We start from the raw sequence: 13,956 nt of genomic DNA, 5'->3' as shown, positions 1-13,956 counted from the left end.
ATGGCTAAGAAATCGGCGGACAAGGGCAGCAAGAAGAAGTCTGACAAACAGATCGTTGCGTCGAATCGCAAAGCGCGCCACAACTACTCGATTCTCGACGTGTACGAGACGGGCGTGGCGCTGGTAGGCACCGAGGTGAAGAGCCTGCGGGCCGGGCAGGCCTCACTGGTCGATGCGTTCGCCACCGTCGACGACGGCGAAGTGTGGCTGCGCAACATGCACATTCCCGAGTACCACCACGGGACCTGGACCAATCACGAGCCGCGCCGCACCCGCAAGCTGCTGTTGCATCGACGCCAGATCGACATGCTGATCGGCAAGATCCGCGACGGCAACCTCACCCTGGTGCCGTTGTCGGTGTATTTCACCGAAGGCAAGGTGAAGGTCGAATTGGCGCTGGCGCGCGGTAAGCAGGCCCACGACAAGCGGCAGGACCTCGCCAAGCGCGACGCGCAACGGGAAGTCACTCGGGCGCTGGGCCGGCGCGCCAAGGGCATGTGACCGGCGCCGTCCTGGCGCTGTTATCAGCGGCCGGATTCGGGGTCAGCGACTTCGCTGGGGGCCTCGCCGCGCGCCGCGTACCCGCACTGCGGGTGGTGTTGGTCTCCTACCCGGTGGCGCTGGTGTTGCTGGGCACGCTGGCCATCGCGGTGGGCGGGCCGATTCCCCTGGGCGCGATCGGCTGGGGCCTGGCCTCCGGTGTCGCGTTGGGACTGGGCGGCTGGTGGTTCTACGCCGCCCTGGGTGCCGGGCCCATCTCGGTGGTGTCGCCGATTTCGGCGGTACTGACCGCCGGGGTTCCGGTGGTGGTCGGCTTGATCCAGGGGGAGCGGCCCGGGCCGGTGGCCGACGGCGGGATCCTGCTGGCTCTGTTGGCGGTGGCCCTGGTGAGCCGGCAGGCCACCGACGAAGACATCCGGCCGCACCGCTTCACCCGTAAGGTGGCCTGGCTGACGGTGGGAGCTGGCGTGACGTTCGGGCTGGACTTCGTGTTCATCCACGAGGCGCCCGACGACTCCGGGCTGTGGCCGCTGGCATTCGCGCGGGTGGCCGCCGCGCTGCTGGTGTTCACCGCGGCGACCGGGGCGCGTGAATTGCACGTGCCCACCGGCCCGCCGTTGAAGCTGGCGCTGGTGGCGGGGCTGTCGGACACCGCAGCCAATGTCGCGATGCTGCTTGCGCTGCGCGGATCGGACCTGTCGTTGGCCAGCGTGCTGATCTCGCTGTTTCCCGCGGTGACGGTGGTGCTGGCCATTGTGGTGCTGCGCGAGCGGGTGCACCGCGGGCAGGTGCTCGGCATGGTGCTGGCCGCGGTGGCGGTGGCGATGATCACCGCGCGGTGACGTTGCGACGCCGAAGGAATGAAGGGGCGTCGGTCTGTCGTTGCAACCGCGTACGATGAAGTGTCCGCCGATGGTCGGTGGCAATCACCCAAGACAGGGGGCTGAAAGGTTTCGACTGCGTGTGTCGAATCAAGGGAAGCGTGCCGGTGCAGGCAGGAGACCACCGTAAGCGTCGCTGTAAACAAGTAAGCGCCAAGGCACTTACGCCGGCTAAGGTCGCTCTTCAGAGCGACTTCGCCCTCGCTGCCTAAGCGAGGCGGGCCTGTCAGACCGGGAGCTCCCTCGGCCCGGACCCTGGCATCGACTAGAGGGATCCACCGATACGTCCGGTCGCGGGAAGTATCGGGACACCAACAGCGACTGGGATCGTCATCTCGGCTTGTTCGCGTGACCGAGAGATCCAAGTAGAGGCATAGCGAACTGCGCACGGAGAAGTCTTGAGGGAATGCCGTAGGACCCGGGTTCGATTCCCGGCAGCTCCACCAGACAAGGCCTTGACCTGGAACGCCAGGTCAGGGCCTTTTCTGTCAGCGGATTACGGCTATTACGGATGCGGGCCGATCGTCACGATGGTGATGGTGTCCGGACTCGGCCCGTAAATCCACCACATCCGCCACGCGGTGGGGGTCCGGTTCTCCACGTACGACTCCCAGACATCCTCCCCGCCCGGTCCGGTGATCGAGTGGTACTTGTGGGACTCCAAGCCGGGGTGAGCCGGGCGGTTGTCGCGAAGAAGGCGGAGCGCCTTGATGACCTTCTTGTTCTTGACGGCATGTCGGGGCTGGGCGAGGTCATCCAGAACTTTGAGCGCTTCGTCGGTGTAGAGCAGTTGGAACGGTGGAGCGGTCACGAATCGAGGAGATCATCACGCGGCGAGACGCGGCCGCCGGCGGCATCGGCAAGGCCTCTTAAGAGGGACTCGCGCAATAGGTTGTCCTCCCAGATCAGGAGCTCGCGGCGGGGGACCGACGCCATTGGGGTCAGCAGAATTTCTCCGCTTGCGTTCCGGGACACGAGGAATCGATCGTCGCGGTGGACGCCGATGCGGCCGAAGGAAATGCGGGAGCGGTCATCCGCGGTCACCTCAGTCACCGGCTCAAACGCTGCTTCCATGGTCATGTCACAGCCCTTCCTTCCATCGACCAGTGTGCCTGGTGGTGGGCAGATGGGCAATACCCATCGTCGAATAGCCGCCGGGAGGCGGTCGTAGGTGTTGACGTCGTCAACCCCGCTCGTTATATCCGCAGGTCACGTCACGTCGTTTCGCGTCTTTTCGGGTGCTGATATCCGGCATTTCCGCAGGTCAAGGCGGAATTTGTGTCTGGTTCGATTCCCGGCAGCTCCACAACTGAAGAAGCGGGACGGGCCAGGACGAAAAGCCCTGGCCCGCCCCCGTTTCAGCTCAACCTCAACCGAGGCGCCGGGCTCTCGCTTCCTGCCTCGCGGTGGCGATTGCGCCGGCAGATCACCCGCTCGGGCTTATCCTGTTCGCGTCCCGACCAGTGGCGAGGCCTCGATCACAATGTGGCCAGCTATCGCGTTGAAAAGCTCGGCGCACAAGGAAGTAGGGGCAGTGGTGGCCGGGATGATGCGCAGATGACGGACGGCTTAGCCGAAGGACGAGGACGCCTCCTGGGAAAGTCGGCGGTGATCACCGGGGCAGCCTTTGGCATCGGTCGGGCCACCGCCGTGCTCTTCGCACGCGAAGGTGCGCGTCTGGTGGTGACTGATATTCAAGGCGAGCCGCTGCTGGCGCTCGCCGAGGAACTGCGGCACGCCGGGGCGCAGGTTGAGACTGTCGTCGGCGACGTCTCGGTCCAGAATGACGCGCAGCGAATGATCGGCGCGGCAGTCGACCGCTTCGGACGACTCGATGTGCTGGTCGCCAACGCCGGCATCATCCCGCTCGGCGATGCGCAAGAGGTAACCGCCACCGACTGGGACAACGTGATGGCTATCGATGGCCGCGGCATGTTCCTCACGTGCAAATTCGCAATCGAGGCAATGCTGCCGACCGGCGGCGGCGCGATCGTGTGCCTCTCGTCGATCTCGGGACTGGCCGGGCAGAAGCGGCAGGCGGCCTACGGGCCCGCTAAGTTCATCGCTAGCGGTTTGACCAAGCACTTAGCGGTCGAATGGGCCGACCGGGGAATCAGAGTCAACGCCGTTGCCCCTGGGACGATTCGCACCGAACGGGTCAAGCGGTTCCCGGAGGAGCCGGGTGGCTCAGCGTATTTGGCGGCAGTCGAACGCATGCACCCGATGGGCCGTATCGGCGAACCCGCCGAAGTTGCCAGTGCCATCGTCTTCCTGGCTTCCGACGACGCCTCCTTCATCACCGGCGCCGTGTTGCCCGTCGACGGGGGATACCTCGCCCAATAGCGCCGTCCCGCTGGTTCCACCGGTAGGACACGGGCACCTTCTGAGCGGAGACCGGCGGGCCAACCGGCGGCGTGCGTTGCCCTGGATGGTGAACCCCTAGTGCGGCGTGAGGCCCGCGACGTAATAGCAGGGCCAGACTTTCTCCCCGGGAAGCCCCGGCCTGGGCATCGCGCCCGGCGCGAACCATTCCGGGCCGGTGCTGTACATCCAGCAGTTCTTGTCCGCCAGGTCGCCCTTCTTGGAGGCGTCGTCGTTGGTGGGGTTGTTCGGCGGATTGTTGTTCGGCGGGTTGTTATTCGACGCGTTGTTGTTGGACGGGTTGTTGTCGGGGGCGTCGGGCCGCGGGGGCGAGAACCCCTTTTGCTGCTGTTCGTCCTGTTGTTCCTGCTGGTTGTCGGCTGGCTCCTGCTGGGTTGAGGGCTCCGGGTCGGCGGAGGCAACAGGCGCTAAGCAGAACACGACGCCCGCGGCGGCTCCGATCAGGACCGCCATGACCGCCGTACCGGCCAAGCCGGCCACCCAACGATGAGAAAGTGTCGCCGTCTGATCGGCCATCGGTCTCTCCAATGCATGCGTAGCGATTCGCCTGTGTGGACGGTAGGCCGGATCAGGGCAGACCGGCTACAGGGGTTTCCCTTGCATTGGGCGAGGTTCCGGATCCTTGACAAACTCCCGCGCGGCAACTGACGATCACATACGGCGAGGTCACAGCCTTTCCGCAGGTTCTAGATCGGGAGCACAACATGACCGCAGTGCAATCCAGGGCCGAATCGATGATCACCGTGCACAACCCCGCTACCGGGGCCGTGTCGGGCACCGTGCCGATCGACGACCCCCAGACCGTGGCTGCCACGGCAGCCCAACTCGTTGCAGCCCAACCGGAATGGGAGGCGCTCGGGCCGAGCGGCCGCAAACGCTGGCTGCTGGCGTGGCAGGACTGGATTCTGGACCACGCCGATCACATCACCGAGGTGTTGATCTCCGAGACCGGCAAATCGCACGTCGACGCCAGCCTGGAGGCCGTTGCCACCGCAGACGCCGTCGGCTACTGGGCCAAGAATGCCAAGGAGTTTCTCGCCGACCGTCATCCCAAGGCGCACAGCCCGCTCTATCGGGTGAAGCGGTTCACCACCGCCTATCGTCCCTACCCGCTGGTCGGGGTGATCACGCCGTGGAACTTCCCGTTCGCGATGCCCGGCCTCGACGTGCCGCCGGCTTTGGCGGCCGGCGCGGCCGTGCTGCTCAAGCCTTCCGAGGTGACACCGCTGTCGGCGGTCGAGTTCGTGCGCGGGTGGGCTGAGATCGGCGCGCCGCCAGTGCTCGGCCTGACCACCGGCTACGGAGACACCGGCCAGGCGCTGATCGAGCACGCCGACTTCCTGCAGTTCACCGGGTCGACGGCCACCGGGCGCAAGGTTGCGGTGGCGTGTGCGCAGCGGCTGATTCCCTACGGCCTGGAGCTCGGCGGGAAGGACCCGGCAATCGTGTTGGCCGATGCCGACCTCGACCGCGCCGCCAACGGCATTGCGTGGGGCGGACTGTTCAACTCCGGACAGGTCTGTGTGTCGGTGGAGCGGGTCTACGTCGAAGCGCCGGTCTACGACGAATTCGTCGCGAAGCTGGCGGCCCGGGTTGGTGAGGTGCAGCAGGGCCAAGACGGTGACACCGGCGCCATGGCGACCGCGGCGCAACGCGACATCGTGGCGCGCCACGTCGATGAGGCGACCGCCGCCGGTGCCCGGGTGGTCGCAGGCGGTAAGGCGACCGGCGTGGGGACCTACTTCGCCCCGACCGTGATCGCCGACGTGAACCCGTCCATGACGTGCATGACCGAAGAGACCTTCGGGCCGACCCTGCCGGTGATCAAGGTCGCCGACGAGAACGAGGCCATCCGGCTGGCCAACGACTCGCCGTACGGATTGTCGGCCACGGTGTGGACAGGCGATAAGCGCCGCGGGGAGCGGTTGGCGCGTCGGCTGGAAGTGGGCGCGGTGAACGTCAACGACGCCCTGGTCAATGTCTTCTGTCCCGGGCTGCCGATGGGCGGCTGGAAAGAGTCCGGCATCGGCTACCGTGCCGGCGGCGCGTCCGGGATCATCAAATACTGTCGACAGCAGGCTATTACGGCGCCGCGACTGCCCACCCAGAAGTCCGAATTGCTGTGGTATCCGTCGTCGAAGCGCCGGATGGCGGTGGCGCTGGGCGCCATGCGTGCCTTCGCGGCGCGAGGCCGGCGCCGGTTCGGTTCGCGGCCAAGCAATTAAGAGGGCGACCGCTCGTCCGAGTCGTCATTCCAGGTCTCGGGCAACAGCGGTACCGCCGGGCCGGCGCCAAAAGCGTTGCCGCGCAACCGGGCCAGTCCTGCTGCTCCCGCGTCGCTTCGCTGCGCTGTCCCGGTGAATCCCAGCCCTCCCATGCCGGAATCCGAGCAGGTGGGTGTCGTCGTCTCGTCGGGCGAGCGGGCCTCGGCGGCGTCCAGCGTCAAGGTGGCGTTGGCGTATTCCTTCATCTGGGCACGGCGTCGCCGCCGAGACCGCAGCGGCGCGCGAGCTGCGGGCGCGCGAGCCGAGACCGCGGCGGAAGCGCCGGCGGCCGGCGCCCTGGACTGGTCGCGGCCGGTCAGGGTGGGCCCGAAGCCTTCGGCGTGGCCCCCGGTCACCAGATAGGCCAACGCTTCGGCGCCGCTCACCGGTATTGCCGGCCCGCTGGCCGTCGCACCGGCCGGGCCTGCGGAGGTCCCTGCTGAACCGGCAATACCACCGCCGACACCGACGGCAACGGCGAGCGGCTCGTGCGCCGGTCGGGCCAGGACCGGGTGTACCGCGGGGGCGGGCTGCACTTCGGGCTCCTCGACCACTGGTTCGGGCTCGACCTGCATGGAAGCGATGAAATCGTTGATCGCCATGATCAACAGCGGCAGCACGATCGGTATCCGAACCGGAATCGTCACGATGAATAGGAACGTCGACCAGAACACAATGTTCCAGAAGATGAACCAGAACCAGCGCTCGGCTTCCTCGATCGGATCCGTCGGCTCGTCGTCGCCACCGGTTCCGGTGTCGGCGGCCAGGATCGGCGGCGCCGGGTCCGTGCCGGGCAGCGACGCCAGGGCAGCGCCGGATATCGCCTCGTAGGTCGCCATCACGGTGGCCGCCTGCACCCACATACGAACGTAGTCGGCCTCATTGAGCGCGATCGGAATGGTGTTGATGCCAAAGAAATTCGTGGCGATCAGCACGCCGTGAATGCTGTGGTTGAGTGCCAGCTCCGCCAGAGTGGGCATGGCGGCCAGCGCAGTGCTGTAGGCGGCAGCGAGGACTTCATGTTGGGCTCCGGCGCGAGCGCTGTCGATGCTGGCACGCGTCAGCCACTGCAGGTAGGGCAAGTGCGCTGCGGTGTAGCTGTCTGCGCTGGGCCCATGCCAGGCTACCGACCGGACGTCGCTCAGCACGCTGATCAGTTCGGTGGCCGCCGCACAGTATTCGGTGCTCAGCGCTGACCAGGCGCCTGCGGCAGCCAGCAGGGCCGCGGGACCGGGGCCGGCGCTCAGCAGCGCGGAATGCACCTCCGGGGGAGATGCGATCCAACCACCGTTCACGCCGGCCACCAATTTCTACGAGCGGAACTGATAAATATCGACAAGATAGCATTGCCTAAGCTAACTTCGAGCCCGTCGCGGGTGGTGGAAGCGACGGCTGACACGTCCCGTGGCCAGCGATAGCCTGGGGTATGAGTCCCAAAACCATCTTCCGGGTCGCCCGGGTCTACGACGAACCCCGTGCTGAGGACGGTGAGCGGATTCTCGTCGATCGGGTGTGGCCGCGCGGCTTCCGCAAGGACGATCCCCGGGTGGGGCACTGGTACAAAGACGCAGCGCCGTCGAACGAACTACGCCATTGGTACAACCATCAGCCGGAGCGTTTCGACGAGTTCGTCAGTCGTTACGAAGACGAACTGCAGACCGAGAAGGGCGCTGCGGGATTCGCCGGCCTGCGCGCGCTGGCTCGCGGAAAGAAGACCGTCACGTTGGTGACAGCGAGCCGGGACGTGGACGGAAGTCAGGCGGCGGTGTTGGCCAAGCTGCTGGCTCGACAGTGACTAGCTGCGGCCGCAGCAGCACCGGCGGCGGCGACGCGTGATTGGGGCCGCCGGTACCGGCCGCATCGAGAGATTACCGAGGCTGTCTAAAGTTATCGGGTGACCTACGACTCCCCGGCCGCTAAACCGCGGCTGCAGCGGGAGATCTGGGTGCTGCTCGTCGCGAACGTTTTGATCGCGCTCGGCTACGGGTTGGTGTCACCGGTGCTACCGGTCTACGCGCGCCATTTCGGCGTGAGCATCTCCGCGACCACGTTCCTCATCACGGCGTTCGCGCTGACGCGATTGCTCTTCGCGCCGGTGAGCGGCCTGCTGGTTCAACGGCTGGGGGAGCGTTGGGTCTACGTGGCCGGTCTGTTGATCGTCTCGGTGTCCACCACGGCCTGCGCCTTCGTGCAGACCTACGGGCAGCTGCTGTTCTTCCGTGCCCTCGGCGGCATTGGATCGACAATGTTCTTCATCGCCGCGGTGGGCCTGATGATCCGGATCAGCCCGGAGGACGCACGCGGCCGCGTCGCCGGGCTGTTCGCCACGGCATTCTTGCTGGGCACCGTGGGCGGACCGATATTGGGAAGCCTGACAGCGGGTTTCGGCCTCAGCGTGCCGTTCTTGTTCTACGGTTCGGTGCTGATCGTGACGGCCACCGGCGTCTTCGTCAGCTTGCGCCACTCGCATTTGGCCGAAGCGGCCGAGTCGACGGGGCCCACGGTGCCGGTGCGGACGGCGTTGGGGAATCGCGCGTACCGCTCGGCGCTGCTGTCGAACTTCGCCACCGGCTGGTCGGTCTTCGGTCTGCGGGTTGCGTTGGTGCCGTTGTTCGTCACGGAAGTCCTGGACCGCGGGCCCTCTTTCGCCGGCCTGACACTGGCCATGGTGGGGATCGGCAATGTCTGCGCGGTGCTGCCCAGCGGCCAGCTCTCCGACCGGATCGGCCGCAAGGGGCTGCTGATCGCGGGCCTGGCAGCATCGGGCGTCACGACGGTCTTGCTGGGCGCGAGCGCATCGCTGGTGGTGTTCTTGGTGGTGGCCTACCTGACCGGGGTGGCATCGGGGATCTACGGATCGCCGCAGCAGGCCGTCATCTCTGACCTGGTCGGCAACCAGGCCCGGGCGGGCACCGCGGTGGCGACGTACCAGATGATGGCTGACTTCGGGTCGATCGTGGGTTCGCTTGCGGTCGGCCAGATCGCCGAGCGGATGTCTTTCGAGTGGGGTTTTGCGATCAGCGGTGGGGTACTGCTGGTGGCGGCGTTCACGTGGTTGTGGGCACCGGAGACCAGGGACAGCGACCCGATCGGCGGGATCGCCGACGCGACGTGGCTAGGCTCGGTTGATGGTGACACTGGACCGGCTGGTCAACGTGGTGGGCAGCTACGGGGTTCGGCTGAGGTTCTGCTCCATTCCGAGGACGACGCGGCTGAGCAGTGTCGTGATGCACGAGGTGACCGGTGAACGCGTCGTTGTCGGCGACGTTCTGTTGGCGGTCGGCGCCCGCTCGGTAAAGGAGGCGGTGCGCTGGGCGTTGGCCGCCAAAGCCGTCGCTGTGTTGGTGCGCGACGTCGAAGACAAGACCTCCTTCGCCGGCGAGGGTGAGTCGCTTGCCGTGCTCGTGGTGGACGCAGCGGTGTCCTGGAGCGAGCTGGCCGCGGTGGTCTACGGACTGGTGCTCGAAGGCCGCGAGACCGAATCGGGCCGTGGGCCAACGGATCTTTTCGCTGTGGCCGACAGTCTCGCCGAAGCGGTGGGCGGTGCGGTCACCATCGAGGATCAGCTGGGCAGGGTGCTGGCCTACTCGCGTGGCCAGCGGCATGCCGACCCGGCGCGTTCGGCAACGATCCTGAACCGGCAGGAGTCCGAGCCGCTTCGGGAGTTGTTTGAAAAGCGCGGCGTTTTAGCGCATTTGGATATCCACGACGAGCCGCTGTTCGTCGCTGCCGATCCCCAGTACGGCTTGACCGGCCGGATGGTGGTGGCGGTGCGCGCCGGCCGCGAAACGCTGGGTGCGGTATGGGTGGCCTGCCCGGACCCGTTGAGCGGTGAGCGGCTGACCGCACTGGCCGACGGTGCCCGCACGGTGGCATTGCATGTGCTGCGGTCGCGAGCTAGTGCCGACTTGGAGCGACAAGTCGAATCCGACTGGGTGACCAGGCTTTTGGATGAGCAGACGGAACCCGACGATGCTCTCGCCCTGGTGGCCAGACTGGGGCTGCCGCAGGCTCCGTTGCGGGTGATTGCCGTGCACACCCGGATCGCTACGCAACCTCATGCCGGGCTGCTGTTGGCTTTCGAGGCTGTCACCACGGGATTCGGCTGGTCGCGTCCAGGTCGCAGCGCACTGGCAGCCAACACCGTTTACACCTTGCTGCCCGCTGCGGACGCCGCTGCGGCCCGGCAGTGGGTATGCGGTCTGGCGGGTGCCCTGCCGCCGCACGCGAGCGTGTGGGCCGGGATCAGTGCGGTTGCCACGGTCACCGAGCTGGCCGCCGCGGGCCGCGAGGCCGAGGAATGCCTCACGCTGCACGAAGCCGGCCCATCCGAGAGCGTTCCGCCGGCCTACGACGAGTCCTGGGACGAGATCGTGCTGCGCCGGCTGCACACCGCGGCGCGAGCCGGACGGGTGCCGACCCGCGGGCCGGTCGCAGAGCTACGTCGCCACGACGCGGCCCACAACACCCCCTATGTGTCGACGCTGCGGGCCTGGCTCGACGCGCAAGGCGACCTGGCCCGGGCCGCCGAGCAGTTGGGCGTGCACGAGAACACCGTCCGCTACCGGCTGCGCAAGATGGCCGAGGTGACGCCACTGGGGCTGGAGGATCCGCGGACCCGATTCGCGGCGATGATCGAGCTCGCGGCGGGTGACATGTCGGAACTCGACAAACACTGACGGCGCTGTTGTGCGATTCGGTTAAACCGGGTGTCTGAGGGCAGTCGCATGATGGAGTGATGGGTGCAGCCAACCGAATCGACGGCGCACCACGATCGGTGATCGTGGTGGGTGCCGGCGTCGTTGGCTTGTCCACCGCCTGGTTTCTGCAGGAGCGCGGTGTCGAAGTCACCGTGGTCGACCGCGTCGGAGTGGCGGCCGGCTCCTCCTGGGGCAACGCCGGTTGGATCTCCCCGGCACTGGCGATTCCGCTCAACGAGCCGGCCAACCTGCGCTTCGGGTTGCGGTCCCTGCTGAGCCGGACCGCGCCGCTGCAGGTGCCACTCAACGCCGGCCCGGCACTGTGGACGTTCTTGGCGCGCTTCGCGGCGAACAGTCGTCCCGCAGCCTGGCGCCGCGCGGTGCGGGCCAACGCACCTCTGAGCGCGGAATGCATTGAGGCCTATGACGTTCTGCTCGCCAACGGGGTGGACGCCCCGGTCACCGATGCCCCGATCACCGCGATCTTCCGCACCTCGGCTGACGCGGAGCGACTGCTCGACGAGCTGCGCCGGTTCTCCGAGGCCGGCCAACCGGTGTTTGGCACCGAACTGACCGGTGCCGCACTGGCCGAGCGGGTGCCGCTGGCGTCCTCGGCGGTCGAGGCCGGCGTGCAGATCGACGGCCAGCGCTTCCTGGACCCGGGCCGGTTCGTGACCGCACTGGGCCGCACGGTGGTGCAGCGCGGCGCCGTCCTGCACGTTCTCGACGTCGCCGACGTGTCGCCCCACGGTGACTGCGTGGCCGTGACCAGCAGCGACGGCAGCACTTTGACGGCCGACGCCGCGGTGATCGCCAGCGGCGCCTGGTTGTCCCGGCTGGCAGCGCGCTGGATCCGGGTGCCGGTGCGGGCCGGGCGTGGCTACTCCTTCTCAGTGCCGGTCGATGGGCCGGTCACCGGGCCGATCTACCTGCCCGATGCCCGGGTGGCCTGCACGCCGTTGAATGCCCGGCTTCGGGTCGCCGGCACCATGGAGTTCGGCGATCCCGACGCTCCGATCGTCCCGGCCCGCGTCGAAGCCATCGTCGCCGCCACCCGCCCCCTGCTCGACGGGGTCCGGTGGGATGAGCGTACCGACGTGTGGGTGGGTCCACGCCCGGTCAGCCCCGACGGGCGGCCCCTGGTGGGGGAGGTGTGCCCGCGCACCGTCTACGTCGCCGGTGGGCACGGCATGTGGGGCATGACGCACGGTCCGGTGACGGGCCGATTGTTGGCCGAGCAGATCACCACCGGCAAACAGTCCGCCGTGCTGCGTGACCTCGATCCCTTGCGCTGACCCACTCGGGTCGGTGAATTTTCGAATCAAATGCTGTTGTAAAGGAGAACTGTCGATGACTGATACACACGGTGTCTGGATGACCCAGCAGACCAAGGACCGGCTGCTGGCGGAGCTGGCGGAACTGTCTGCACCGCAAGATGCTTCGGGTGGTGAAGACATCAGTGACCAACAGGCCCGCCAGGCCCGGATTCACCAGATCCACGACCTGCTGGCGGTCGCAGTGGTCGGCCAGGACCCGCCGGACGACGGGGTCGCCGAGCCCGGAATGGTACTGACCGTCCGCTACAGCGACGGCGACACCGAGACCTTCCTGCTCGGGGTGCGCGATGACGACCAGGGTGGGTTGGAGGTCTACTCGCCGCAGTCGCCGCTGGGCATGGCGATCACCGGAGCCCGGCCCGGGGAGGAGCGCACTTACCAGGTGCCCAGCGGCGCCAACGTGACGGTGACGCTGCTCGACGCGGTGCCCTACGGGTTGCATCAGACCCAGCATCCGGCCTGAAAACAGGCCAACTGAGTAGCTGTTTTGAACCTTGGTGCGGCTGTGGTGTAGCTTCGATGAGCACGACAACGCGGGGCTATGGCGCAGCTGGTAGCGCACCACACTGGCAGTGTGGGGGTCAGGGGTTCGAGTCCCCTTAGCTCCACCGTTTGACCTGGTAAAACAGGACAACAGAACATCTTTCATCATAGTTTTCATCACGACGGCGCGCTAGAGTCTGTCCTTGTGGCATGGATCAAGGCCGATGAACGCGCCGACGGCACCACCGCCTACCGCGTCTTCTACCGACGCGAAGGGCGCCAGACGACCCTCACTCTGGACACCGCCGCCGCGGCCGAGACCTTCCGCACCGCCATCGATCAGCTCGGCGTCCGCGCAGCCGAAGAGCTCTACCGTGTGCGGCGAGTCGTACGGCCCCAGCGCGGGATCACCGTCGCCGAGTGGACGCGGACCTACCTCGATCACCGGACGGCCATCGAGAAGAAAACCAAGGACGACTACGAGCGGTACCTCGCCAACGACATCGCGCCCACCATCGGCGATATCGAGCTGGCGAAGCTCACCGAGAACGATCTGGCGGTCTGGCTCTCCAACCTGGAAACGACGCCACGCGCCAAGACCGGGCGCCCTCCGAGCGCCAAGACCATCCGCAACTTGCACGGGTTTTTGTCGGCGAGCCTCAACGCGGCCATCAAGGCCGGGCACCTCGGATTCAATCCGGCAGCCGGCCGCAAGCTGCCGCGCCGCACCGCCGGCGACAGGGAGGACCGCGCCGAGATGCGGATGCTCACCCGCGTCGAGTTCGCGGCATTGCGCGACGCCGCCACCGACTACTGGCGCCCCCTGATCGAGTTCATGGTCGTAGCCGGCTGCCGGTGGGGTGAAGTGTCCGCACTGAAGCCATCCGACGTCGATCGAGATGCGCAGACGGTGCGCATCGTGCGCGCCTGGAAATACTCCAGCAGCGGCTACGAGATCGGGACCACCAAGACGACACGGTCTAAGCGTGTGATCAACGTGCCCGGCCCCGTGCTCGACAAGCTCGACTACTCGCACGAGTGGTTATTCGTCAACCGTGCTGGTGGCCCGGTGCGCTATCACGGCTTCCGGCCGCGTGTCTGGGACAAGGCCGTGGCCCGCGCGAAACTCAGTCCGCCGCCGACGCCGCACGACCTGCGGCACACCTGCGCCTCGTGGATGATCGCCCAGGGAGTACCGATCGCGGTGGTATCGCGACACCTCGGGCACGAGAACATTCAGATCACCGTCGACACCTACGGTGACGTCGAGCGCGCCAGCTTCGCCGCCGCCGCCGATGCCGTGGCGAAAATGCTGGAATGATCGATAACTTCCTGCCAATCTCCTGTGGCTCTTAACGTTTTATGCGTGTTGGCATTGCATACGCTCAAAATATGGTGTGTGGACGCC

14 protein-coding genes, 1 tRNA gene and 1 other RNA gene are annotated in these 13,956 nt (G+C 66.8%); 12 read left to right on the top strand and 4 right to left on the bottom strand.

Annotated features, from left to right (window positions below):
* The 3 genes from smpB to ssrA all read left to right on the top strand — a co-directional run bounded on the left by smpB (nt 1) and on the right by ssrA (nt 1,828).
* Nucleotides 1-501 carry an SsrA-binding protein SmpB gene (gene smpB / locus NM962_01465; protein UVO12866.1) on the top strand — a complete coding sequence of 167 codons (501 nt, stop codon included), beginning with the start codon at nt 1-3 and terminating at the stop codon, nt 499-501.
* Nucleotides 498-1,343 carry a DMT family transporter gene (locus NM962_01460; GenBank protein UVO12865.1) on the top strand — a complete coding sequence of 282 codons (846 nt, stop codon included), beginning with the start codon at nt 498-500 and terminating at the stop codon, nt 1,341-1,343. Before smpB ends, NM962_01460 begins: the two co-directional genes overlap by 4 nt.
* A 97-nt stretch (nt 1,344-1,440) precedes the next feature.
* Nucleotides 1,441-1,828: a transfer-messenger RNA gene (gene ssrA, locus NM962_01455) on the top strand.
* Between the two features lie 59 nt (nt 1,829-1,887).
* On the opposite strand, the gene NM962_01450 is transcribed toward ssrA, so the two are convergent.
* The gene (locus NM962_01450) at nt 1,888-2,193 is read right to left on the bottom strand and encodes a hypothetical protein (GenBank protein UVO12864.1); all 306 of its coding nucleotides are present in this window, start codon (nt 2,191-2,193) and stop codon (nt 1,888-1,890) included.
* A complete protein-coding gene (locus NM962_01445) occupies nt 2,190-2,462 on the bottom strand; it encodes a hypothetical protein (protein UVO12863.1) in 273 nt (90 codons plus the stop codon). The genes NM962_01450 and NM962_01445 overlap by 4 nt, the downstream gene beginning before the upstream one ends.
* Nucleotides 2,463-2,867: 405 nt before the next feature.
* Here NM962_01445 and NM962_01440 point away from each other — a divergent pair, with 405 nt between their 5' ends.
* The gene (locus tag NM962_01440; protein ID UVO12862.1) at nt 2,868-3,725 is read left to right on the top strand and encodes an SDR family oxidoreductase; all 858 of its coding nucleotides are present in this window, start codon (nt 2,868-2,870) and stop codon (nt 3,723-3,725) included.
* Between the two features lie 96 nt (nt 3,726-3,821).
* Here NM962_01440 and NM962_01435 read toward each other — a convergent pair whose 3' ends face one another.
* Nucleotides 3,822-4,280: a hypothetical protein gene (locus NM962_01435; protein UVO12861.1), complete on the bottom strand. Its 459-nt coding sequence runs from the start codon at nt 4,278-4,280 to the stop codon at nt 3,822-3,824.
* Between the two features lie 188 nt (nt 4,281-4,468).
* Here NM962_01435 and NM962_01430 point away from each other — a divergent pair, with 188 nt between their 5' ends.
* Nucleotides 4,469-5,989 carry an aldehyde dehydrogenase family protein gene (locus NM962_01430; GenBank protein UVO12860.1) on the top strand — a complete coding sequence of 507 codons (1,521 nt, stop codon included), beginning with the start codon at nt 4,469-4,471 and terminating at the stop codon, nt 5,987-5,989.
* On the opposite strand, the gene NM962_01425 is transcribed toward NM962_01430, so the two are convergent.
* Complete coding sequence (locus tag NM962_01425; GenBank protein ID UVO12859.1) at nt 5,986-7,323, bottom strand: PPE family protein; 1,338 nt, start codon at nt 7,321-7,323, stop codon at nt 5,986-5,988. The genes NM962_01430 and NM962_01425 overlap by 4 nt on opposite strands.
* A gap of 131 nt (nt 7,324-7,454) precedes the next feature.
* Between NM962_01425 and NM962_01420 the strand changes: the two genes are divergently transcribed.
* From NM962_01420 to NM962_01390, 7 genes are all read left to right on the top strand, one after another.
* Nucleotides 7,455-7,823: a DUF488 family protein gene (locus tag NM962_01420; GenBank protein ID UVO12858.1), complete on the top strand. Its 369-nt coding sequence runs from the start codon at nt 7,455-7,457 to the stop codon at nt 7,821-7,823.
* 99 nt (nt 7,824-7,922) lie between these two features.
* Nucleotides 7,923-9,275 carry an MFS transporter gene (locus NM962_01415; protein ID UVO12857.1) on the top strand — a complete coding sequence of 451 codons (1,353 nt, stop codon included), beginning with the start codon at nt 7,923-7,925 and terminating at the stop codon, nt 9,273-9,275.
* Nucleotides 9,157-10,707 (top strand): helix-turn-helix domain-containing protein, encoded by a 1,551-nt coding sequence (locus tag NM962_01410; protein ID UVO12856.1) that lies wholly within the window; start codon nt 9,157-9,159, stop codon nt 10,705-10,707. Before NM962_01415 ends, NM962_01410 begins: the two co-directional genes overlap by 119 nt.
* Nucleotides 10,708-10,766: 59 nt before the next feature.
* Nucleotides 10,767-12,023, top strand: coding sequence for an FAD-binding oxidoreductase (locus tag NM962_01405; GenBank protein ID UVO12855.1), 1,257 nt, complete (start codon nt 10,767-10,769; stop codon nt 12,021-12,023).
* Nucleotides 12,024-12,078: 55 nt separating this feature from the next.
* Nucleotides 12,079-12,528 carry a GreA/GreB family elongation factor gene (locus NM962_01400; GenBank protein UVO12854.1) on the top strand — a complete coding sequence of 150 codons (450 nt, stop codon included), beginning with the start codon at nt 12,079-12,081 and terminating at the stop codon, nt 12,526-12,528.
* Between the two features lie 72 nt (nt 12,529-12,600).
* Nucleotides 12,601-12,673: transfer RNA gene (locus NM962_01395), tRNA-Ala, on the top strand.
* Between the two features lie 80 nt (nt 12,674-12,753).
* Entirely contained in the window at nt 12,754-13,869 is a 1,116-nt protein-coding gene (locus tag NM962_01390) for a site-specific integrase (GenBank protein ID UVO12853.1), read from the top strand.
* Nucleotides 13,870-13,956: the final 87 nt, after the last annotated feature.

The organism is Mycobacterium sp. SVM_VP21, assembly GCA_024758765.1.
Classification (GTDB): domain Bacteria; phylum Actinomycetota; class Actinomycetes; order Mycobacteriales; family Mycobacteriaceae; genus Mycobacterium; species Mycobacterium heraklionense_C.
The sequence above is the reverse complement of the archived record's forward strand: the minus strand, read 5'-3'. Positions and strand labels throughout refer to the sequence as shown.

Excerpts from the sequence above, each read along its gene's own strand:
- NM962_01430 (UVO12860.1), top strand. The coding sequence starts at position 4,469 with ATGACCGCAGTGCAATCCAGGGCCGAATCGATGATCACCGTGCACAAC.
- smpB (UVO12866.1), top strand. The coding sequence starts at position 1 with ATGGCTAAGAAATCGGCGGACAAGGGCAGCAAGAAGAAGTCTGACAAA.
- NM962_01400 (UVO12854.1), top strand. The coding sequence starts at position 12,079 with ATGACTGATACACACGGTGTCTGGATGACCCAGCAGACCAAGGACCGG.
- NM962_01445 (UVO12863.1), bottom strand. The coding sequence starts at position 2,462 with ATGACCATGGAAGCAGCGTTTGAGCCGGTGACTGAGGTGACCGCGGAT.
- NM962_01405 (UVO12855.1), top strand. The coding sequence starts at position 10,767 with ATGGGTGCAGCCAACCGAATCGACGGCGCACCACGATCGGTGATCGTG.
- NM962_01435 (UVO12861.1), bottom strand. The coding sequence starts at position 4,280 with ATGGCCGATCAGACGGCGACACTTTCTCATCGTTGGGTGGCCGGCTTG.
- NM962_01410 (UVO12856.1), top strand. The coding sequence starts at position 9,157 with ATGGTGACACTGGACCGGCTGGTCAACGTGGTGGGCAGCTACGGGGTT.
- NM962_01420 (UVO12858.1), top strand. The coding sequence starts at position 7,455 with ATGAGTCCCAAAACCATCTTCCGGGTCGCCCGGGTCTACGACGAACCC.